Annotated in this window: 17 protein-coding genes; 9 read left to right on the forward strand and 8 right to left on the reverse strand. The window is 70.0% G+C overall.

The window, feature by feature from the left end; translation table 11 throughout:
• The gene (locus SLW55_RS06575; RefSeq protein WP_017907949.1) at positions 1-363 is read right to left on the reverse strand and encodes a hypothetical protein; all 363 of its coding nucleotides are present in this window, start codon (positions 361-363) and stop codon (positions 1-3) included.
• Between the two features lie 190 nt (positions 364-553).
• On the opposite strand from SLW55_RS06575, the gene ttcA reads away from it, so the two are divergent.
• From ttcA to SLW55_RS06590, 3 genes are all read left to right on the forward strand, one after another.
• Positions 554-1,423 carry a tRNA 2-thiocytidine(32) synthetase TtcA gene (gene ttcA, locus SLW55_RS06580; RefSeq protein ID WP_320744854.1) on the forward strand — a complete coding sequence of 290 codons (870 nt, stop codon included), beginning with the start codon at positions 554-556 and terminating at the stop codon, positions 1,421-1,423.
• Between the two features lie 112 nt (positions 1,424-1,535).
• On the forward strand, positions 1,536-2,441 hold the full coding sequence (locus tag SLW55_RS06585) for a recombination-associated protein RdgC (RefSeq protein ID WP_017916664.1): 906 nt from the start codon (positions 1,536-1,538) through the stop codon (positions 2,439-2,441).
• Positions 2,442-2,508: 67 nt separating this feature from the next.
• A complete protein-coding gene (locus SLW55_RS06590; RefSeq protein WP_148828610.1) occupies positions 2,509-3,300 on the forward strand; it encodes a SprT family zinc-dependent metalloprotease in 792 nt (263 codons plus the stop codon).
• A 729-nt stretch (positions 3,301-4,029) separates the two neighbouring features.
• Here SLW55_RS06590 and SLW55_RS06595 read toward each other — a convergent pair.
• The 3 genes from SLW55_RS06595 to hemH all read right to left on the reverse strand — a co-directional run bounded on the left by SLW55_RS06595 (position 4,030) and on the right by hemH (position 8,251).
• Positions 4,030-6,225 carry a methyl-accepting chemotaxis protein gene (locus SLW55_RS06595; RefSeq protein WP_017912116.1) on the reverse strand — a complete coding sequence of 732 codons (2,196 nt, stop codon included), beginning with the start codon at positions 6,223-6,225 and terminating at the stop codon, positions 4,030-4,032.
• Positions 6,226-6,452: 227 nt separating this feature from the next.
• Positions 6,453-7,295 carry an alpha/beta hydrolase gene (locus SLW55_RS06600; protein WP_320744855.1) on the reverse strand — a complete coding sequence of 281 codons (843 nt, stop codon included), beginning with the start codon at positions 7,293-7,295 and terminating at the stop codon, positions 6,453-6,455.
• Positions 7,292-8,251, reverse strand: coding sequence for a ferrochelatase (hemH, locus tag SLW55_RS06605; protein ID WP_320744856.1), 960 nt, complete (start codon positions 8,249-8,251; stop codon positions 7,292-7,294). Before hemH ends, SLW55_RS06600 begins: the two co-directional genes overlap by 4 nt.
• A gap of 167 nt (positions 8,252-8,418) precedes the next feature.
• On the opposite strand from hemH, the gene SLW55_RS06610 reads away from it, so the two are divergent.
• From SLW55_RS06610 to tatC, 4 genes are all read left to right on the forward strand, one after another.
• Positions 8,419-9,318, forward strand: coding sequence for a YSC84-related protein (locus SLW55_RS06610; protein ID WP_148828608.1), 900 nt, complete (start codon positions 8,419-8,421; stop codon positions 9,316-9,318).
• 125 nt (positions 9,319-9,443) lie between these two features.
• Positions 9,444-9,674 carry a Sec-independent protein translocase subunit TatA gene (gene tatA, locus SLW55_RS06615; RefSeq protein WP_010340619.1) on the forward strand — a complete coding sequence of 77 codons (231 nt, stop codon included), beginning with the start codon at positions 9,444-9,446 and terminating at the stop codon, positions 9,672-9,674.
• Positions 9,675-9,689: 15 nt separating this feature from the next.
• Positions 9,690-10,211 carry a Sec-independent protein translocase protein TatB gene (tatB, locus tag SLW55_RS06620; protein ID WP_017907960.1) on the forward strand — a complete coding sequence of 174 codons (522 nt, stop codon included), beginning with the start codon at positions 9,690-9,692 and terminating at the stop codon, positions 10,209-10,211.
• A complete protein-coding gene (tatC, locus tag SLW55_RS06625) occupies positions 10,208-10,948 on the forward strand; it encodes a twin-arginine translocase subunit TatC (RefSeq protein ID WP_017907961.1) in 741 nt (246 codons plus the stop codon). Before tatB ends, tatC begins: the two co-directional genes overlap by 4 nt.
• A 154-nt stretch (positions 10,949-11,102) precedes the next feature.
• Here the strand turns inward: tatC and SLW55_RS06630 are convergent, their stop codons facing one another.
• The 3 genes from SLW55_RS06630 to SLW55_RS06640 all read right to left on the reverse strand — a co-directional run bounded on the left by SLW55_RS06630 (position 11,103) and on the right by SLW55_RS06640 (position 14,745).
• Positions 11,103-12,002 (reverse strand): BPSS1780 family membrane protein, encoded by a 900-nt coding sequence (locus tag SLW55_RS06630; RefSeq protein WP_017907962.1) that lies wholly within the window; start codon positions 12,000-12,002, stop codon positions 11,103-11,105.
• Positions 12,003-12,050: 48 nt separating this feature from the next.
• The gene (locus SLW55_RS06635; protein WP_320744857.1) at positions 12,051-12,821 is read right to left on the reverse strand and encodes a glutamine amidotransferase; all 771 of its coding nucleotides are present in this window, start codon (positions 12,819-12,821) and stop codon (positions 12,051-12,053) included.
• Positions 12,822-12,924: 103 nt separating this feature from the next.
• Entirely contained in the window at positions 12,925-14,745 is a 1,821-nt protein-coding gene (locus SLW55_RS06640; RefSeq protein WP_284468029.1) for a GspE/PulE family protein, read from the reverse strand.
• A gap of 76 nt (positions 14,746-14,821) precedes the next feature.
• Between SLW55_RS06640 and glyQ the strand changes: the two genes are divergently transcribed.
• Both glyQ and glyS read left to right on the forward strand, forming a co-directional pair.
• The gene (gene glyQ, locus SLW55_RS06645; protein WP_160947476.1) at positions 14,822-15,730 is read left to right on the forward strand and encodes a glycine--tRNA ligase subunit alpha; all 909 of its coding nucleotides are present in this window, start codon (positions 14,822-14,824) and stop codon (positions 15,728-15,730) included.
• A gap of 183 nt (positions 15,731-15,913) precedes the next feature.
• A complete protein-coding gene (glyS, locus tag SLW55_RS06650) occupies positions 15,914-18,082 on the forward strand; it encodes a glycine--tRNA ligase subunit beta (RefSeq protein ID WP_320744858.1) in 2,169 nt (722 codons plus the stop codon).
• A gap of 636 nt (positions 18,083-18,718) precedes the next feature.
• Here the strand turns inward: glyS and rep are convergent.
• Complete coding sequence (rep, locus tag SLW55_RS06655; protein ID WP_010340793.1) at positions 18,719-20,695, reverse strand: DNA helicase Rep; 1,977 nt, start codon at positions 20,693-20,695, stop codon at positions 18,719-18,721.
• Positions 20,696-20,739: the final 44 nt, after the last annotated feature.

The following is a 20,739-nucleotide window of genomic DNA, read 5'->3' on the forward strand; positions in this document are numbered from 1 at the left end:
TCACTCCTGCGCCGGCCACTCGCGAAACACCACACAGACCGTGGTCGGGTCCAGCATCGCGAACTCGCGTGCGCCCCAGGGCTTGAGCGCGACGGTACGGCAATTCGGATGCAGCCACTGCGGCGCACGTGCGGACAACTCGGCATAGATCGTGTCGATGCTGTCGGTTTCGATGCCCAGTTCCGGCCGGTCCTTCGCCGCCCACTCGGCGTTTTCCACCAGGTAGGCCTTGGCGCCGTCGCGCGCGATCACCGCCATCGTGGCGTCCTGGTACAGCACCTGGAATCCCAGGCCGCCGACGAAGAAGTCCAGCCCGTCCTGCATGCGCGCGTAGAAGATCTTGGGAATGAGGTTCTTGAACATGGGGCGACCGCTGCGTCCGTGACCAGCGGCGAGTGTACGGCCTTGGTCTCCTGGCGGCATGGCCGAGGAGGATCGGTAGACGGGGCGTGGCGCTTGTCCCGATCCTCGCAGGCAACAGGGCCGATAAAGCTCAGCCTCAACGTCAGCTTCACAATCACGGCGGTCCGAGCTGCCGACTACACTACCGCCGATGACCTCGCCCCTGCCCCTGCCGCCGCTGCACCCGCTCGCCGATCCCGCACCGCCTGCCGCCCGCAACGCCGCGGCGCTGGGCAAGCGCCTGTGCCGGCAGGTCGGCCAGGCCATCGCCGATTTCGGCATGATCGGCGCCGGCGACAAGGTCATGGTGTGCCTGTCCGGCGGCAAGGACAGCTACACCCTGCTGGACATCCTGCTGCAGTTGCAGCGCAAGGCGCCGGTACCGTTCGAGCTGGTGGCGGTGAACCTGGACCAGAAGCAGCCGGGCTTTCCCGCCGACGTGCTGCCGAGCTACCTGCGCCAGCGCGGCGTGCCCTGGCATGTGATCGAACAGGACACCTATTCGGTGGTCACCCGGGTGGTGCCGGAAGGCAAAACGCTGTGTTCGCTGTGCTCGCGGCTGCGCCGCGGCGCGCTGTACCGCTACGCGGCGGAGAACGGCATCACCAAGATCGCGCTGGGCCACCACCGCGACGACATCGTCGCCACGTTCTTCATGAACCTGTTCTTCCACGCCAAGCTGGCGGCGATGGCGCCGGTGCTGCGCAGCGACGATGGCCGCCACGTGGTGATCCGGCCGCTGGCCTACGTGCGCGAGGACGATATCGCCGCCTACGCGCAGGCACAGGCCTTCCCGCTGATCCCTTGCACGCTGTGCGGCAGCCAGGAGACGCTGCAGCGCCGCCAGGTCGGCCAATTGCTGCAGCAGTGGGACCGGGAGCATCCGGGGCGGGTGGAGCAGATCGCCCGCGCGCTGGGCAACGTGCATCCGGCGCAGCTGGCCGACCGCGCGCTGTTCGACTTCGCCGCGCTCGGCGGCGCGGCCACGGCCGGCGCCTGGGCGGACGACCCGCCGGGCTGATCCATCTCGCTGAACCGCCCGATGCGGTGCCGGGGCGGGCGCGATGCGACAATGGCCACCGCTCCCCGGCGCACGCCGCCGGACCGTTCCGTTTCCTTCCGCTGGATGCTCGATGTTCTTTCGCAATCTGACCCTGTTCCGCTTCCCCACCACGCTCGATTTCTCCGAGGTCGAAACGCTCCTGCCGGAGGCCCAGCTCAAGTCGGTCGGCCCGCTGGAAATGAGTTCGCGCGGCTTCATCTCCCCCTTCGGCCGCGACGAGCAGGAAGCGCTGTCGCACCGCATCGCCGATTTCCTGTGGCTGACCGTCGGTGGCGAGGACAAGATCCTGCCCGGCTCGGTGGTCAACGACCTGCTCGCGCGCAAGGTCGCCGAGATCGAGGAGAAGGAAGGCCGGCGCCCCGGCGGCCGCGCGCGCAAGCGGCTCAAGGACGACCTGATCCACGAGCTGCTGCCGCGTGCCTTCGTCAAATCCTCGCGCACCGACGCCATGCTCGACCTGCAGCACGGCTACGTCGCCGTGGACACCTCCAGCCGCAAGACCGGCGAGAACGTGATGTCGGAGATCCGCGGCCTGCTCGGCAGCTTCCCGGCGCTGCCGCTCAACGCCGAAGTGGCGCCGCGCTCGATCCTCACCGGCTGGATCGCCGGCGAGCCGCTGCCCGAAGGCCTGAGCCTGGGCGAAGAATGCGAGATGAAGGATCCGATCGAAGGCGGCGCGGTGGTCAAGTGCCAGCACCAGGAGCTGCGCTGCGACGAGATCGACAAGCACCTGGAAGCCGGCAAGCAGGTCACCAAGCTGGCGCTGGTGCTCGACGACCACGTGTCCTTCGTGCTCGGCGACGATCTGGTGATCCGCAAGCTGAAGTTCCTCGACGGTGCGCTGGACCAGCTCGAGCATGCCGACCAGGACGGCGTGCGCGCCGAACTGGACGCGCGCTTCGCGCTGATGAGCGCCGAAGTGCGGCGCCTGTTCCTGTTGCTGGAAGAGGCGCTGAAGCTGAGCAAGGCCGACTGATGCTGCGGCGCAAGCGGGTGCACGCGGCTGTCACCGTGCGCACCCGTGCCGGCGGTATGCTGTGCCCATGCCCGATCTGCTCCGTCGCCTGATCGCGCCGCCCCCGGCGGCCGTCGAACGCGACCTCGTCCGCTTCCGCCTGGACGAGCGCGAGGTCGAGGTGCTGCGCGTGCGCGACCCGCGCGCGCGGCGCATCAAGCTCAGCGTGGACGAACGCGGCGCACGCCTGACCCTGCCCCTGCGGGCCAGCCTGATCGCCGGCGAGCGCTTCCTGCTGGAGAACCGCCAGTGGCTGGCGCAGCAACTCTCGCGCTATGTCGCCGCCGAGACGCTGACGCCGCTGCGCCCGGGCGAGGCCGGCGAACTGCCGCTGCGCGGGCAGTCGCTGCCGGTGGCCTGGCACGACGCCCGCTACGCGCGCATCGAGGTCGCCGACGGCGTGGCGCACCTGCACCTGCCGCCACGCGGCGGCGACGCGGCACTGCGCCGCGCGCTGCGCGATTTCTACGAAGCCCAGGCCCGCGCCGACGTCGGCCGCTGGCTGCCGCAGTACCTGCCGTCGCTGCCGCGCGCGCCGCGTGCGGTGCGCTACAAGGTCATGTCCTCGCAGTGGGGCTCGCTGGCGCCCGACGGCAGCATGGCGCTGGATCTGGCGCTGGTGCTGGGACGCCCCTCGGCGTTCGAGTACGTGCTGGTGCACGAGCTCTGCCACCTGATCCAGGCCAATCATTCGCCGGCGTTCTGGCACGAAGTGGAAGCGCGCTTCCCCGACTGGCGCGCCGAGCGCACCTGGTTCCACCAGCATGGCCGCCAGCTCAAGGCGCATCTGCGCTGGCTGCTGCGGCCGGATCGCGACTGAAGGGTCCATCCACGAACGGTGGGAAACGCTCCGTAGAAGCAGCTTTCGCCGCGATGCGCGTTCTCGGCAAAGCGCATCGCGGCGGAAGCCGCTCCTGAAGGACAGGCTGCATCCGACAGATCGGCTTGGGCGAGAGCGCGTTCGTCGAAGCGCTCGAAGACGCTGCGGCGGGTGCGCCCGGACCGCGGCTGAACACCGAACATCGCGGCGCGATCGACGGCCGCGGCGAGGCTGCGGTCGGGCGGCGAATCGGGCACGCATGCTGCGCTGCGGCACGACATGGCGCAAACAGGGATGCGAACAAGGGGAATGAGCAGGTGGGTGGGCGCGCCGATGCGGTCGCATCGCGGTGTGTTGGCCCAGCGCTGCGGAAGCAGAACTCCATGCAGCGCCCGGCAGGCCCCCTCTCCTCCCGCCTACCGCGAATCAGGCGCGACCTCCGGCGCCAGCGAGGCGGTACGGTCCGTGCGGCACTACGCCGGCATGTCAGGACGCCGGGATCGAGCCGCGTACACAGGACGTATCGCGTCTACGCCTGTTGACGGCAGGCGCGGGCGCAACTTAAGCGAAAATTCTTTTACACACAAGCTTCACGATGGGTGTGTAGGGAACACACCTACAGACCTGTCCGCGTGTCCCCGACGTGGGTGCGTTCGGCCTGGCGATGGACGCCGTAGCGGTCGTCAACCGCACTGCCCGCGGCGCCCCGCTCCTGCGAACGCTTCCGCATCAGGCGCTGCGCGCATAGTCGAAGCCGGCTGGCGCAGGCTGGATCGCCAGCACCGGCAACGCCTGCTCCGCCGGCGGGACCGACGGTGCCGCATCGGCCAGCCGGAACACCGCCACCGCCTCGCTCAGACTGCCGGCCTGCTGCTCCAAGGCGCGCGATGCGGCCGTGGCCTGCTCCACCAACGCCAGGTTCTGCTGGGTGCTGCGGTCCATCTGCGCCATCGCCTGTCCGACTTCGTCGATGCCGGCGGCCTGCTCCTGCGAGGCCGCCGCAATGCCCGCCATGAGGGCATTGACCTCGTCCACCGAGGCCAGCACGCGCCCCATGGTGCGGCCGGCGTCGTGCACCTGCGCCGAGGCCACCGCGACCTGGTCCACCGAGGCCTCGATCAGGCGCTTGATCTCCTTGGCCGCATCGGCCGAGCGCTGCGCCAGCGCACGCACCTCGCTGGCGACCACCGCGAAGCCGCGGCCCTGCTCGCCGGCACGCGCGGCCTCCACCGCGGCATTGAGCGCCAGGATATTGGTCTGGAAGGCGATGCCGTCGATCACCGCGATGATCTCGCCGATCTTGCGCGAGGCCGCTTCCACGCCCTGCATCGCACCGACCGCCGCATCGATCGAAGCACCGCCCTGGCCGGCCACGGTCGCCGCGGCGTCGGCCAGCTGGTTGGCATGGTGCGCATGGGTGGCGTTCTGGCGCACGGTGTCGGTCAGGCGCGCCGCCGCACGGGCGGTGCGCTCCAGCGTGCCGGCCTGTTCGGCGCTGCGCTGCGACAGGTCCTGGTGGCCGCCGGCGATGGCGCCGGCCTCGGCATCGATCGCCGCGGCCGCATGCTGGATGCCGGCCACGATCGCCGCGAGCTGGTCTGCACTGGCGTTGGCGTCGTCGCGCATGTCAGCGAACACGCCATGGAAATCGCCGTGCATGCGCACGCCGAGGTCGCCGCTGGCGATGGCGCGCAACAGCCCGGACAACTCGCCCAGGTTGCCGTCCACCGTCGCCATCAGCTGGTTGAGACTCTCGAGCATGATGCGGAAATCGTGCTGGTGCGCGCCGAGATCGGCACGCGCGCTGAAGTCGCCGGCCGCGGCGGCCTCGGCCAGATGCCAGATGTCGCGGCTGAGCGTACCAAGGTTGGCCTTGATCGCATCCATCGCCTCGGAGATCGCGGCCTGCTCGCCGGGCAGGCGCGGCATGTCCTCGCTGAGATCGCCGATGGCGTAGCGCCGCATCAGCGCCACCATCGACTGCGCGGTGCCCACGTGCAGGTCGACCAGCGCATTGGCGTCACGCAGCAATTGACCGTAGTCGCCCGGGAAGGCGGCCGCATCGCCGCGGCAGGCGATGGCGCCGTCCGCATGTCGTTGCGCCATCCGCCGCTGCTCGGCCAGCACCGCGCGCAGTTGGGTCTGCATGGTCTGCATGCTGCGCAGCAGCTCGGCGGCCTCGTCGTTGCCCTGTGCCGGCAACACCGCGTCGAGTTGGCCGGCGGCGATCGCCGCGGCCACGCGGGTGCCTTCGCGCAGCGGCCGCACCAGGCTCTGGGTGATGCACCAGCCCAGCCACGCACTGACCGCCAGCAGCAGGCCGCCGCCGAGCAGCAGCAACCAGCGCGCGCGGGCCATGGTGGTCACCGCCTGCGCATAGGAGCCGTCGCTGAGCGTGCGCAGGTGCGCGGCGTTGCGCTGGATCGCCTGCTGCCACTGCGCCAGCAGCGGCTGCAAGGTGTACAGGTGCAAGGTCTGCGCATCCAGGTTCTGGTTGTCGGCGGCCATCGCCAGCACCTGCGACTGGAACGGCTGCACCTGCACATAGGCCTTGTCGATCGCCGCGCGCAGCTGCGCGCCGGTGCGGTCGGCCGGGTCCAGGCGCAGCGCGAACAGCTTGCGCCGTGCCTGCGCGTAGTCGCGCTGGGCCTGGCCGATCGCGCGCACCACCGCCTGCTTCTCGTCGGGGTTGGTCAGGATGACGTCGTTGAGCAGGCCGATCTCCAGCCGCGCCTGCGCCGCGACCATGGCGTTGGACAGGCGGATCTTCTCCATCTTGTCCAGGGCGATGTCGTCGAGCTGCTGGCGCGCCAGCGCCATCGACGCGAGGCTGGCCACGATCAGGGCGCCGCAGATCAACAGCAGGGCAGCGAAGGCGAAGGTCAGGCGTGGGCCGACCCGGTAGCGGCGAAGGAGGCGGATCATGGAAGCGCGGCGTCAGGGCGAAAGGTGCGCGCTACGCTGTGCGCCGAAGTTTTCCGAACCGCGACGGCACGGCGACAACATGTCGAACTGTGACGCCGCGAAAGGAACAATTGCGGCGGCCTGCGCAGCACCGGCGCCCACTGCGTCGCAGTGTGCGTGCGCGATGCCCGGATGCGATGGTCGCGGCGGCGCAGACGCATGGCGACGCGGTCAGCGCCGCGTCTGCGTCAGAGGAAGCCGTGCAGCAACGCGGCCACCGCCGCCGGTTGTTCCATGTGCAGATGGTGGGTGCCGGGCAGCGTGTGCACGCGGCCGTCGCGCAGGCACGCCGCGCGCGTCAGGCGCAGCGACTCGGGCAGGATGTCCTGCGCCGGATCGGCGAACACCACCGCGGTCGGGCACTCGATGCCGGCCAGCAGCGCCTGCATCTGCGGCTCGGTCGGGCGGATCGCGGTGGGCAGGGTCAGCCGGCGGTCGCTGCGCCACACGTAGCCGCCGTCCACCGCGCGCACGCCGCGTTCCACCAGCAGCCGCGCGGCCGGCTCGCTGAGCTGGTTGGCCAGCATCCGCGCCCGCACCGGCGCGGCCAGATCGGGAAAGACGCGCAACGGCGTGGCGGTGGCACGGCGGGTACTGGCGACGCTGTTGCGCAGCCGTTCCACCGCGCCCGCCTCGCTCTCGGCCAGGCCGCCCAGCATCTCGATCGCCACGAACTTCTCGATGCGTTGCGGCGCCGCGGCGGCCAGCAGGCTGGCGATGGCCGCGCCCATCGAGTGGCCGATCAGCACGAAGCGCTCCCAGCCCAGCGCATCGGCCGCGTCCAGCACCGGGTGCAAGGCGCTGGCCAGCAGGTACTCGGCACCATCGGGCAGGTCGCTGCTGTGGCCATGGCCGGGCAGGTCCAGCATCACCAGGTCCAGCTGCGGCAGATGCCGGCTCAGCGGCACGAAGCTGGCGGCGTTGTCGAGCCAGCCGTGCAAGGCCAGCGCCTTGGGCCCCTCCGGGTCGCCGCTGCGCAGTCCGGCCAGCGCGCCCACCCGCGACGGGCAGGCAAAAGCACGCAAACTCATGCCGCGCGGGCCGCCAGCTGCGCCAGGGCACGCGCGTGCGCCGGGGCGTCGTTGAGACAGGGGATGTAGCGCACCTGCATGCCGCGTTCGGCGCAGGTCTCGACGAAGCCCATCGCCACTTCTTCCAGGGTTTCCAGGCAGTCGGTGGCGAAGCCGGGACAGAGTACGTCCACCTGCTTGACCCCCTGCCCGGCAAGCTCCCACAGCCGCGGCTCGGCGTACGGGCGCAGCCAGCGCTCGGCGCCGAAGCGCGACTGGTAGCCGAGCTCCCACTGCCCGGCCTCCAGGCCCAGCGCATCGGCGATTGCCTGCGCACTGGCTTCGCAGCGCTGCGGGTAGGGGTCGCCGTTGTTGGCCACGCGCTGCGGCAGGCCGTGGAAGGAGAAGAACAGGCGCTCGCCGCGGCCGTGCTGCGCCCAGTGCGCGCGCACGCTGTCGGCGACCGCGGCGACCCAGGCCGGGTCGGTCGGGTAGTCCTCGATCAGGTGCACCGGCAGCTGCGGATGGCGCGCCTGCCAGGCCTGCACCACGTCCTCGATCGAGGCGGTGGTGGTGGTCGAATACTGCGGGTACAGCGGCAGCACCACGATCCGGCGCACGCCGGCATCGCGCAGCGCGTCCAGGGCCGGCGCCAGCGCCGGCGCGCCGTAGCGCATCGCCCAGGCCACGCGGTGCCCGGGCAGTTCGCGCTGCATGCCTTCGGCCAGGCGGCGGGTATACACCGCCAGCGGCGAGCCGTCGGCCAGCCAGACCTGCGCATACTTCTCGGCCGACTTGGGCGAGCGCCGCGGCAGGATCACCCAGTGCAGCAGCGGCCACCAGAACAGCCGCGGGATCGCGACCACGCGCTTGTCGCCAAGGAACTCGGCCAGATAACGGGCGACCGCAGGCGCGGTCGGCGCCTCGGGCGTGCCTAGATTCACCACCAGGATGGCGGTCTCGGGTGCGTCGGACATGCGCACATTGTGGCAGAGCGCGCGCGTTGCGGCGTGTCGATACGCTCGATCGCGGCGATCGACGGCGCCTGCATGCGGTGCCGGCACCACTCATTGCCGATTCATTGCCCTGTGACTAAGTTCAAGTACTTGCAGTATCTTGCTGCGGACCTACTTCGGAGCCCGCCATGCCCCTCCTGCCGCGCCTCGCCCTGTTGTTGAGCACCCTGTTGTTCGTCGGCCACGCCGTGGCCGGACCGGAAGAGGACGAGCGCGCCCGCAACGCGCTGCGCGTGCTGACCGACATCCAGAAGATTCCCGAGCAGGCCATCCCCGACAAGCTGCTCGACGAGGGCCGCGCCATCGTGGTGATCCCGGATACGCTCAAGGCCGGCCTGGTGATCGGCGGGCGTCGCGGCCACGGCCTGATGTCGGTCAAGCGCCCCGACGGCACCTGGTCCAACCCGGTGTTCGTCAAGCTCACCGGCGGCAGCATCGGCTTCCAGGTCGGCGTGCAGTCCTCCGACGTGGTGCTGGTGTTCCGCAACGACCGCAGCCTGGACAACATCGTCAACGGCAAGTTCACCCTCGGCGCCGATGCCGGCGTCGCCGCCGGCCCGGTCGGGCGCAACGCCGCCGCGGCCACCGACGGCCAGCTCAAGGCCGAGATCTGGTCGTGGTCGCGCGCCCGTGGCCTGTTCGCCGGCGTCGCCCTGGATGGCGCCGCGCTCCAGATCGACGATGCCGCCGACCTCAACGCCTACGGCAGCAACACCACCCCGCGGATGATCTTCGAAGGCCGCACCACCAACCGGCCGTCCAACGACATCGTCGCCTTCCGCGACAAGCTCGAGGAAGCCACCTACGCCGCGCGGCAGAGCCGAGGCACCGACAGCAACGGCAGCCCGGGCGCCGCTCCGGCACCGGCGGCCATGCCGGCGCCGCAGGCCACGCCCGAACCGACCGCCGCGCCCGACGCCGCTGCCAGCACCGTCCCCCTGCAGGGCCAGGCGCAACCGGCGCAGCAGGGCTTCCAGCCGGTGTCCGACGGCGAGATCCGCACCGAGAAGCTCGACGGCGATCGCTGAGCGCGGTTCCCAACGCCACCTGTCCATCGCGCCGTGCAGGCCTGCCTGCACGGCCGGGAGAGGTAACGCGGCGCGGCGCGGTGCGTTATCCTGCGGGTTCCTTACGACTTTTCTGCGAGCGGATCATGGGCAGTCTTAGCATCTGGCACTGGCTGGTGGTGCTGGTGATCGTGCTGCTGGTGTTCGGCACCAAGCGGCTGACGAGCGGCGCCAAGGATCTGGGCAACGCGGTCAAGGAATTCAAGAAAGGCATGCGCGACGACGACAAGCCCGCCGGCCAGCTCGGCGACGAGACGCGCAGCAGCAGCGAGCCGTCCCGCCAGACCCAGGCCGAGCGCGACCGCGACGCGCACTGACGGGACCCCGCCGGCGTGTTCGATATCGGATTCAGCGAACTGCTGGTGATCGCGGTGGTGGCCCTGGTGGTGCTCGGTCCCGAGCGCCTGCCCAAGGCGGCGCGCTTCGCCGGATTGTGGGTGCGCCGCGCCCGCGCGCAGTGGGACTCGGTGAAGCAGGAACTGGAACGCGAACTGGAAGCCGAGGAACTCAAGCGCAGCCTGCACGACGTGCAGAGCTCGCTGCGCCAGGCCGAGACCCAGTTTCGCGATGGCAGCGAGGAGCTGCAGCGGCAGACCGAGGCGCTGCGCCGCGAGATCGATCCGAACCCGCCGGTGCCGCCTGCCGACAGCGCGCCGTCTACCGTGCCGCCAGCGACAGCCGCCGCAATCGACGCCCCGACTGCGCACGCTCCCGAGACGGACACGCCCCTGCCCACGCACTCTGCCGCGACGGTGCCCGCCGCCGCGCGCGGTGCCGCCGCACCGCATCCGGCGTCCACCGCCACGGCGCACACCGGCCAGCCGCCCTCCATTGATCCGGAGGCGCCGCGATGAACGTGGAAGCCGAGAGCAGCCTGATCGAACACCTGATCGAACTGCGCGCGCGGCTGATGCGCGCGCTGATCGGCCTGGGCGTGGTGGTGGTGGCGCTGCTGCCCTTCTCCAAGCGCCTGTACTCCTGGCTGGCGGAGCCGATGCTGGCGCAGTTGCCGGTGGGCCAGAGCGTCATTGCCACGCACCCGGCCGGCGCGGTCATCGCGCCGCTGAAGCTGGCGTTCTTCCTGGCCCTGTTCGTGTCCGCCCCCTGGCTGCTGTACCAGGCCTGGGCCTTCGTCGCCCCCGGCCTGTACCAGCGCGAGAAGCGCCTGGCGCTGCCGCTGCTGGCCTCGGCAGTGCTGCTGTTCTACCTCGGCTGCGGCTTCGCCTACTTCCTGGTCCTGCCGGCGGTGTTCCACTTCCTGACCACGTTCAAACCGGACGTGATCCAGCTCACCCCCGATGCCGGCGCGTACCTGGACTTCGTGCTGGCGATCTTCTTCGCCTTCGGCGCCAGCTTCGAACTGCCGGTGGCGCTGGTGATCCTGGCCCTGCTCGGCTGGGTGACCCCGCAGCAACTGCGCGAGGGCCGCGGCTACGCAGTCGTCGGCATCTTCGTGCTGGCCGCCGTGCTGACCCCGCCGGACGTGGTCTCGCAACTGATGCTGGCGATCCCGATGTGCCTGCTCTATGAGCTGGGCATCATCGCCGCAGCGGCGGTGACCAAGAAGCCGGGAATCGAGGCACGGGAATAGGGAATCGGAACAGCGGTTCGCTGCATACCCACCATTACCACGCGGCTTGACGGCAATCTGCCGCACACAGCAAAACGGCCCCGAGGGGCCGTTTTGCTGTTGCTGTGGCTCTTACGATTCCCGACTCCCGACTCCCGATTCCCCAATCCCGGCGCTACGCCACAAAGACGTTGGAGGGCGGCGGCGGCACCGCCGGCGCCGCATCGCCGGCGTGCACGAACATCTGCTTCCAGGCCGCGTACACGATCCCGGCCAGGACCGGCATCAGCAGCGCCATCAGCAGCAACTGCGCGACCAGCGCGGCCACGGCGGTGCCGACGAGGAGCTGCAGCACCAGCATCACCACGGTCAGCGCGAAATAGAACGCGAACATGGCCAGGAAGGCGAGGACGAAGAACACCAGCATCGCCGGCAGGTTGTGCAGGCAGGCGCGCAGGCCGTGCCCGATGGCGGCGATACCGTTGCGGCCGTCGAACATCACCTGCGGCGCGAACAGGAACAGGGTCAGCGCCACCGCCACGAACCCGACCGCCACCAGCATCAGCCACAGCAGGATGCGCAGCGCCGGCAGGGTCGCGACCAGTTGCTCCACCTGCAGCGGATCCGGCTGCGCGCCGGACTGGCCCAGCTCGTTGAGCTTGTTCATCACCGTGGTCAGCTGCATCCACCCGTCCGGACCGATCACCACCACCGCCAGCAGCGCCAGCGCCAGCCCGACCACCACCTGCGGCAGCAACGCCACCAGCAGGTTCGGCGTGCGACCGCCATGCAGGCCCTGCAGCAGGTGCGCCGGCTCGGCGCTGCGGCCCTGGTCGACCTCGCGCACGGCCCACACCAGCCCGCCGAACAGCAATGGCCCGGCCAGCCCCATCAGCAGTTGCGCCAGCATGCCCAGGGTCGGGTTGAGCACGCCCAGGAACAGGGCGATCAGCGCCGCCAGGCCCCAGATCAGTCCGAGCCGGCCCAACGCCCACGGCGCCCGCCGCAGCAGGGACATGCCGGCCAACAGCCATTCCGCGCCGGCCGAGGCCGGCAGCTTGCGAATCTCGATCATTGCCAATCCGAAGTGGGGGACGCCGTACAGCGGCGGCGACTGCACAGATTATCGCGGTTTTGCCTGGCCGCTGCTGTGCTGCCCGCGTGCGTGCTGAACGAAGCGCCGCAACAGTTTGCGTGCCAGCGGTGCGGCGCTGACCTCGCGGGCGATGGTACGGGCGCAGCGTCCGGCGCTGCGTAGACAGTCGGCACGCGCCTGCACGTAGCCGCGCATGTGGTGGGTGGCGAACTCCGGATGGAACTGCACGCCCCAGGTCGCCTCGCCCCAGCGGAACGCGTGGCACTGGTCCTGCGCCGAGTGCGCCAGCACCGTGGCGCCGGACGGCGCGCGCAGCACCGTCTGCAGATGCGTGGCATGTGCGGGGAAGCGAGGCGGCAGGCCGGCGAACAGCGGATCCTCGGCGGCAGGCGGGTGCAGTTCGATGTCCACCGTGCCCGATTCGCGCCCGGCCGGGTTGTAGGCGACCTCCCCGCCCAGCGCGTGCGCCAGCAGCTGGTGCCCGTAGCAGATGCCCAGCATCGGCGTGCCGTCCTCGGCGGCTTCGCGCAACCAGGCCGCCGAGCGTTCGCTCCACTCGGCCCGGTCGGTGACGAACGCCGCCGAGCCGGTGACGATCACCCCAGCGAAGTCGCCCCTTGCCGGCAACGCCTCGCCGGCGACGACGTTCGTCACCACCGTCTCGCGCTCGGCCAGGCCGGCGGCGACGCGGATCCAGTGCGGGAAGCGTCCGTAGCGGCGCATCGTCGCCACCGGCTCACCGGTTTCGAGGATCAGGAAGGGCGCAGCACGGCGACGGACGGGAGAAGCGAACGGCATGGTGGGATTCTAGACGCCGTCGTCGTGGATTGTTCAAGGCCGCGCGGCGGTGGCGGCATAGCCATATAACTGGCGATCATGAGGCAGGGAAGCGCCCCGCGCTTCACTCCCGCGGCGGCAGCACCGACAGCACTTCTTCGATGGTGGTCAGGCCGGCGGCCACCTTTTCCAGGCCGGCGCGGCGCAGCGTGCGCACACCCTCGTCTTGGGCGGCGCGGCTGAAGCCGGCCAGGTCCATGTCGGCGCGGATCAGGGTGCGCAGGCGCGGGGTCACCGGCAGCAGTTCGTACAGGCCCACGCGGCCCAGGTAGCCGGTGCGGCGGCACTCCAGGCAGCCGACCGGGGCGTAGGGTTGCAGCGCCTCGGGCAAGGCCTCGCCCGGTTCGCGCAGCGCGTCCCATTCGTGTGCTTCCAGCGTGTGCGGGCGCTTGCAGTGGCCGCACAGGGTGCGCACCAGGCGCTGCGCCAGCACGCCGTTGAGGGTGGAGGCGACCAGGTAATGCGGCACGCCCAGGTCGAGCAGGCGGGTGATCGCCGAGGGCGCATCGTTGGTGTGCAGGGTCGACAGCACCAGGTGCCCGGTCAGCGAGGCCTGCACCGCCATCTGCGCGGTTTCCAGGTCGCGGATTTCGCCGATCATGATGATGTCCGGGTCCTGCCGCAGCAGGGTGCGCACGCCGCTGGCGAAGTCCAGGTCGATGTTGGTCTGCACCTGCATCTGGTTGAACTCGGTGGCGATCATTTCGATCGGGTCCTCCACGCTGCACACGTTCACGTCCGGCGTGGCCAGGCGCTTGAGCGTGGAGTACAGCGTGGTGGTCTTGCCCGAGCCGGTGGGGCCGGTGACCAGCACGATGCCGTGCGGGCGCTCCACCAGCGCGTTCCAGCCGGCCGCTTCCTGCGGGCTGAAACCGAGCTGGTCCACGCTCTTGAACGCGGCATCCGGGTCGAAGATGCGCATCACGCACTTCTCGCCGAAGGCGGTGGGCATGGTCGACAGGCGCATCTCGGTCTCGCGCCCGCCGGGCGAGCGGGTCTTGATGCGCCCATCCTGCGGGCGCCGCCGCTCGGCCAGATCCATGCGCCCGAGCACCTTGATGCGGCTGACGATGGCGGTCATCACCGCCGGCGGCACTTCCAGCACCTTGTGCAGCACGCCGTCGATGCGGAAGCGCATGCGCCCGGCCTCGCGCCGCGGCTCCAGGTGGATGTCGCTGGCGCGCTGCTCGTAGGCGTACTGCAGCAGCCAGTCGACGATGTGCACGATGTGATGGTCGTCGGCGTTGACGTCGCCGCCGCGGCCCAGTTCCACCAGTTGCTCGAAGCTGGGCAGGCCGCTGCTCTGCTCGGTGCGCCCGTCCTTGGCGCCACGCACCGAGCGGGTCACGCCGAAGAACTCCATCGTGTAGCGATGCAGGTCCAGCGGGTTGACCACCACGACCTCGATGCGGCGCCGCGCCAGGTGCTGCACGTCGCCGAGCCAGTCCAGCGCCAGCGGTTCGCTGGTCGCCACCAGCAGGCGCTCGGGCTGCAACGCCAGCGGCAGGATCCGGTGGCGGCGCGCATAGGCGTGCGAGACCACGCCGGTGACCGCGGCCACGTCGACCCGGGTCGGATCGATGCGCAGGTAACGCAGGCCGCAGCGCTGCGCCAGCCACTCGGTCAGCCGTTCCAGGCTCAGTTCGCTGCCGGGCGGGCGGGTGGCGGCCAGTTTCAGGTTGGACAGCAGCACCAGCGGATGCACGTCGCTGACGGTGCGTGCGGTCTGCGCCGAGAACTGCACGCGGCCGCGTTCGGCCGACGCGACCAGACCGTCGGCGAGCAATGCGGCGGCCACGCGCTCGAAGCTCAACCGGCCCGGCGGCAACGCCACGGTGGGCTCGGCGGGCGACGACGCGGGCGGCGCGGCAGGGCGCGAATCCATGGTCCAGGTCCGGTACGCGGAAGTCCCCGCGAGTCGGTCGCTATACTAGCGCACCCCTCAACCGGCCCCCTGCGAGATGTCCGTTTCCCGGTCCGTTCCGATCACGTTCCAGGGTCTGATCCAGACCCTCAACCAGTTCTGGGCGCAGCACGGCTGCGTGCTGATCCAACCGTTGGACCTGGAAGTGGGCGCCGGCACCTTCCATCCGGCCACCTTCCTGCGCGCGCTCGGGCCGGAGCCGTGGAACGCGGCCTACGTGCAACCGAGCCGGCGCCCCACCGACGGCCGCTACGGCGAGAACCCGAACCGCCTGCAGCGCTACTACCAGTACCAGGTGGCGATGAAGCCGAACCCGGACAACATCCAGCAGCTGTACCTGGATTCGCTCAAGGCGCTGGGCATTGATCCGCTGGTGCACGACCTGCGCTTCGTCGAGGACAACTGGGAATCGCCGACGCTCGGCGCCTGGGGCCTGGGCTGGGAGGTGTGGCTCAACGGCATGGAAGTCACCCAGTTCACCTACTTCCAGCAGGCCGGCGGCCTGGAGTGCAAGCCGGTGCTGGGCGAGATCACCTACGGTCTCGAGCGGCTGTGCATGTATCTGCAGAACTGCGACAACGTCTACGACCTGGTGTGGACCTACGGCCCCGATGGCAGCCCGGTCACCTACGGCGACGTCTACCACCAGAACGAGGTGGAGCAGAGCGCGTACAACTTCGAGCACGCCAATGTGGCCGAACTGTTCCACCGTTTCGACGCGTGCGAGCAGGAAGCGCAGGCGCTGGTCGAGGTCGGGCTGCCGCTGCCGGCGTACGAGCAGGTGACCAAGGCCAGCCACGCCTTCAACCTGCTCGACGCACGCCGCGCGATCTCGGTGACCGAACGCCAGCGCTACATCCTGCGCGTGCGCGCGCTGGCGCAGGCGGTGGCCAAGGCCTACTACGCGCAGCGCGAGAAGCTGGGCTTCCCCGGCGTCAAGAAGTGATGCAAGCCCCTCTCCCCCCCGGCGACCGAAGGAAGTCCCCGCGGGAGAGAGGGGTTGGGGTGAGGGTACGCCGGCACGCACGGCCGGCTGCTCCGACTCCCCAGGCGCCCGCACCCTCATCCGCCCCTTCGGGGCACCTTCTCCCACAGGGAGAAGGGAAAAACCGCTAGCAAGGTCCGACACATGAGCCAACACCTTCCCCTGCTGATCGAACTGGGCACCGAGGAACTGCCGGTCAAGGCATTGCCGGGCCTGGCCCAGGCGCTGTTCGACGGCGTGATCGCCGGGCTGGAGAAGCGCGGCATCGCGGTCGAGCGCGGCGACGCCAAGCCGCTGTCCACGCCGCGCCGGCTGGCGGTGCTGCTGCCGGGCGTGGCCGTCGAGCAGCCGGAGCAGCGCGCGGAAGTGCTCGGCCCCTACCTCAACATCGCGCTGGACGCGGACGGCCAGCCGACCAAGGCGCTGCAGGGTTTCGCCGCCAAGGCCGGGATCGACTGGACCGCGCTGGAGCGCACCAGCGACGCCAAGGGCGAGCGCTTCGTGCACCGTGCGGTGAACCCGGGCGCGCGCACCGCCACGCTGCTGCCGGAGATCCTGCGCGAAGCGATCGCGGCGATGCCGATCCCCAAGCCGATGCGCTGGGGCGACCACGACTACGGTTTCGCCCGGCCGGTGCAGTGGCTGGTGCTGCTGTTCGGCAGCGAGGTGGTGCCGATGCCGTTGTTCGGCGTGGAGGCCGGCCGCGACAGCCGCGGCCACCGCTTCCTGCACGACGCGCCGGTGCCGCTGGCGCAGCCGGGCGACTACGTGGCCGCACTGCAGGCCGCGCAGGTGCTGGTGGACCCGGACGTGCGCCGCGCGCGCATCGTCGCCGAGGTCGAGCAGGCCGCGCGTGAGGCCGGCGGCAGCGCGCGCATCGCCGAGGACAACCTGGAGCAGGTGGTGAACCTGGTCGAATGGCCGTCGGCGGTGCTGTGCAGGTTCGAGCCGGCGTTCCTGGCGGTGCCGCAGGAAGCGCTGATCGAGACCATGGAGAGCAACCAGAAGTTCTTCCCGGTGCTGGACGACGGCGGCAAGCTCACCGAGCACTTCATCGGCATCGCCAACATCGTCTCGCGCGATGTGGCCGAAGTGGCCAAGGGCTACGAGCGGGTGATCCGCCCGCGCTTCGCCGATGCCAAGTTCTTCTTCGACGAAGACCTCAAGCAGGGCCTGGAGGCGATGGGCGCCGGCCTGGCCAGCGTCACCTATCAGGCCAAGCTCGGCAGCATCGCCGACAAGGTGCAGCGCGTGGCCGCGCTGGCCGAGGCGATTGCCGCGCAGGTCGGCGTAGACCCGGCGCAGGCGCGCCGCGCCGCCGAACTGAGCAAGAACGACCTGCAATCGCGCATGGTCAACGAATTCCCGGAACTGCAGGGCATCGCCGGCCGCCACTACGCGCTCGCCGCGGGCGAGCCCAGCGAGATCGCCCTGGCGATCGACGAGGCCTACCAGCCGCGCTTCGCCGGCGACGACATCGCGCTGTCGCCGCTGGGCAAGGTGGTGGCGATCGCCGAACGCCTGGACACGCTGGCCGGCGGGTTCGCCGCGGGGTTGAAGCCCACGGGCAACAAGGATCCGTTCGCGCTGCGGCGCAATGCGCTGGGGTTGGCGCGGACGGTGATTGAGAGTGGGTTTGATGTGGATCTGCGCAAGCTGCTCGATAAAGCACAGGATGCGGTTGCTTTCGAGAAGACTGAGCAAAAGACCAAACAAGCCGAAAGTGCCGCAGCGAAGGCGCGAGCCGCGGGCGCGGACGCTCACGCTGTTCCGCAGGCGGGTGGTACCTCGCTTGCCGAACTCGATGAAGTCTTCGACTTCATCCTCGACCGCCTGCGGGGCTACTACGCCGACAAGGGCGTGCCGGCGACGCAGTTCAACGCGGTGGCGGAACTGAAGCCGGCCTCCCTGTACGACTTCGACCGCCGCATCGACGCGATCGGCACCTTCGCCGCGTTGCCGGAGGCCGAGGCGCTGGCCGCGGCCAACAAGCGCATCCGCAACATCCTGCGCAAGGCCGAGGGCGAGATTCCGGCGCAGGTCGACGCGGGCCTGCTGCGCGAGCCGGCCGAGCGCGCGCTGGCCGAAGCGGTGGAAGCGGCGATCGCCGAGACCGACGGCGCGCTGCGCCAGCACGACTACGTGACCGTGCTGAACTTCCTGGCGCGGCTGCGCCCGCAGGTGGACGCGTTCTTCGACGGCGTGATGGTCAACGCCGACGACCCGGCACTGCGCCGCAACCGCCTGGCCCTGCTCAAGCGCCTGGGCGACCGCCTCGGCAGCGTCGCGGCGATCGAGCACCTGTCGGCGTAAGCAGCAGAAGCGTCGAACCAGAGACGGGCCGCCTTGCGCGGCCCGTTCTCGTTTTTCAGGTAGAACTCCCGCGGCAATGCGCGGCGCCAATGGCTTCGGCACACCGCAATGCGTCGGGACTGAAGTCCCTCCCACAGTGCAAGCTCCCTGCTGCCCGCACGCCCTGAAGGCGCGTTCGCTTGCGTCCTTCACAACAACGTGTGCAAGCGCCCGCCCTAAGCCCCTCTCCCCTCGGGAGAGGGGTTGGGGTGAGGGTACGGCGCGAAGCGACCCGCAGAGATTGGGGACACGAGGCTTCACCGGACCCTCATCCGCCCCTTCGGGACACCTTCCCCCAAAAGGGGGCCGTGGTCCCGAAGGGAGAAGGAACAGCCGACTAGCCCCTCTCCCTCCGGGAGAGGGGTTGGGGTGAGGGTCCGGCGCGAAGCGACATGCAGAGATTGAGGACACGAGGCTTCGCCCGCACCCTCATCCGCCCCTGCGGGGCACCTTCCCCCAAAAGGGGGCCGTGGTCCCGCAGGGAGAAGGAACAGCTGGCAAGGCCCTGCGCACATCCGCACGTCCCCTCCCAGCCACGGCGCGCACAACGCACCCCGCCATTACGAATCCCCAATCCCGACTCCCCAATCCCGGCCTTCAATCAAACAACGCCTGGATCGCCGCCAACCCTGCATTCGCGCGTTCCTTCTTGCGCGCTGCGTCGGCCACCGGGTCGGCGCCGTCGCGCTGCATTTCCTCGGCCGGGATCTCGTCGAAGAAGCGGCTGGGCTTGAGCCGGATATGCTCGCCGAACTTGCGGGTGAGCTTGCTGTAGCTCATCCACAGCTGCTCCTTGGCGCGGGTGATGCCCACGTACAGCAGGCGCCGCTCTTCCTGCAGGTTGCCCTCTTCCAGGCTGACCTCGTGCGGCAGCACGCCGTCCTCGCAGCCCACGATGAACACGTAGCGGAACTCCAGGCCCTTGGACGCGTGCATGGTCATCATCCGCACCTGGTTGCCGCCGTCGTCCTTGTCGTTGCGCGACAGCAGCGCCAGCTGCGCGGCCAGGTCGCCGACGGTGGCGCCGCGCGGTCCGCCCTCGAACCACTTGGCCAGTTCCTCCAGGTTGCCGCGGCGGCGCTGGAAACTCGCTTCGTCCTTGCACTGGCTGCGCAGCTCGCGGATCAGCCCCGACTGCTCGGCGAGCTGGCGCACCACGTCGGCCGAGGACAGCGTGGTCGAGGCCGCGCGCAGTTCGTGCAGGATGTCGACGAAGTCGCTCAGGCCGTTGGCCGCGCGCGGCGGCAACTGCTGCAGCGCGCCCACCGACTCGGCCGCGCGCGACATCGGCAGGTGCTTGGCCGAGGCCAGTTCGGCCAGCTTGGCCAGCGAGGTCGCACCGACCTCGCGCTTGGGCGCCTGCACCGCGCGCAGGAACGCCGCGTCGTCGTCGGGATTGACCAGCAGGCGCAGCCAGGACAGCACGTCCTTGACCTCCTGCCGCTCCAGGAACGCGGTGCCGCCGGTGATGTGGTACGGCACGCTGGCCATCTGCAGCGCCTTTTCCAGCGGCCGCGACTGGAAATTGCCGCGGAACAGGATGCAGAAATCGCTCCACGGCACCTGCTTGGCGGTGCCCAGATAGGCGATCTCGGCGGCCACCTTCTCCGCCTCGTGCTCGCTGTCGCGGCACTCCCACACGCGGATGCGCTCGCCATCGGCCTGATCGCTCCACAGCGTCTTCAGATGCTCATGCGGGTTGTGCGCGATCAGGGCATTGGCCGCGCGCAGCACGCGGTTGGAGCAGCGGTAGTTCTGCTCCAGCTTGATGATCTGCAGGGCCGGGTAGTCGCGGCCCATCTGCATCAGGTTTTCCGGGTTGGCGCCGCGCCAGGCGTAGATGCTCTGGTCGTCGTCGCCCACGCAGGTGAAGTTGCCGCGCGGGCCGGCCAGCATCTTCAGCAACCGGTACTGCGCGTCGTTGGTGTCCTGGCTCTCGTCCACCAGCAGGTAGCCGATGCGTTCGCGCCAGGCCATCACGATGTCCTCGTTCTCCTCCAGCACCTGCACCGGCAGGCGGATCAGGTCATCGAAGTCCACCGCGTTGAAGGTGCTCAACCGCGCCTGGTAGCGCTCGTACAGGCTGGCCGCTTCCTGCTCGCGGTTGCTGCGCGCCGCCGCCATCGCCTGCTCCGGCGACAGCCCGGCGTTCTTGGCGCGCGAGATCAGGTTCTTGGCGTCCTCGATGGCATCGGGCTTGGCGCCGGGCATCAGGTCCTTGATCTGCGCGGCGGCATCGTCGGCGTCGAAGATCGAGAAGCCGCGCTTCAGGCCCACCGCCGCGTGTTCGATCTGCAGGAACTTCAGCCCCAGGGCGTGGAAGGTGCAGATGGTCAGGCCGTCGGCGGCCTCGCTGCGGATGCGCTTGGCCACGCGCTCGCGCATTTCCTTGGCCGACTTGTTGGTGAAGGTGATCGCGGCGATGCGCTTGGCCGGGTAACGGCCGCTGGCGATCAGGTGCGCGATCTTTTCCACGATCACGCGGGTCTTGCCGCTGCCGGCGCCGGCCAGCACCAGCAACGGACCCTCGCAATGCAGGACCGCGGCGCGTTGGGGAGGATTGAGACCGTGCATGAAGACTTCCCTTGGCCGCGCATTGTAACGGGCACTGGCCGGCG

This window comes from Xanthomonas sp. LF06-19 (genome assembly GCF_034105425.1).
Lineage (GTDB): Bacteria > Pseudomonadota > Gammaproteobacteria > Xanthomonadales > Xanthomonadaceae > Xanthomonas_A > Xanthomonas_A sontii.

Bases quoted from the DNA above. Each gene is read 5' to 3' on its own strand.
- SLW55_RS06575 (WP_017907949.1), bottom strand. From the start codon at position 363: ATGTTCAAGAACCTCATTCCCAAGATCTTCTACGCGCGCATGCAGGAC.
- ttcA (WP_320744854.1), top strand. From the start codon at position 554: ATGACCTCGCCCCTGCCCCTGCCGCCGCTGCACCCGCTCGCCGATCCC.
- SLW55_RS06585 (WP_017916664.1), top strand. From the start codon at position 1,536: ATGTTCTTTCGCAATCTGACCCTGTTCCGCTTCCCCACCACGCTCGAT.
- SLW55_RS06590 (WP_148828610.1), top strand. From the start codon at position 2,509: ATGCCCGATCTGCTCCGTCGCCTGATCGCGCCGCCCCCGGCGGCCGTC.
- SLW55_RS06595 (WP_017912116.1), bottom strand. From the start codon at position 6,225: ATGATCCGCCTCCTTCGCCGCTACCGGGTCGGCCCACGCCTGACCTTC.
- SLW55_RS06600 (WP_320744855.1), bottom strand. From the start codon at position 7,295: ATGAGTTTGCGTGCTTTTGCCTGCCCGTCGCGGGTGGGCGCGCTGGCC.
- hemH (WP_320744856.1), bottom strand. From the start codon at position 8,251: ATGTCCGACGCACCCGAGACCGCCATCCTGGTGGTGAATCTAGGCACG.
- SLW55_RS06610 (WP_148828608.1), top strand. From the start codon at position 8,419: ATGCCCCTCCTGCCGCGCCTCGCCCTGTTGTTGAGCACCCTGTTGTTC.
- tatA (WP_010340619.1), top strand. From the start codon at position 9,444: ATGGGCAGTCTTAGCATCTGGCACTGGCTGGTGGTGCTGGTGATCGTG.
- tatC (WP_017907961.1), top strand. From the start codon at position 10,208: ATGAACGTGGAAGCCGAGAGCAGCCTGATCGAACACCTGATCGAACTG.
- SLW55_RS06630 (WP_017907962.1), bottom strand. From the start codon at position 12,002: ATGATCGAGATTCGCAAGCTGCCGGCCTCGGCCGGCGCGGAATGGCTG.
- SLW55_RS06635 (WP_320744857.1), bottom strand. From the start codon at position 12,821: ATGCCGTTCGCTTCTCCCGTCCGTCGCCGTGCTGCGCCCTTCCTGATC.
- SLW55_RS06640 (WP_284468029.1), bottom strand. From the start codon at position 14,745: ATGGATTCGCGCCCTGCCGCGCCGCCCGCGTCGTCGCCCGCCGAGCCC.
- glyQ (WP_160947476.1), top strand. From the start codon at position 14,822: ATGTCCGTTTCCCGGTCCGTTCCGATCACGTTCCAGGGTCTGATCCAG.
- glyS (WP_320744858.1), top strand. From the start codon at position 15,914: ATGAGCCAACACCTTCCCCTGCTGATCGAACTGGGCACCGAGGAACTG.
- rep (WP_010340793.1), bottom strand. From the start codon at position 20,695: ATGCACGGTCTCAATCCTCCCCAACGCGCCGCGGTCCTGCATTGCGAG.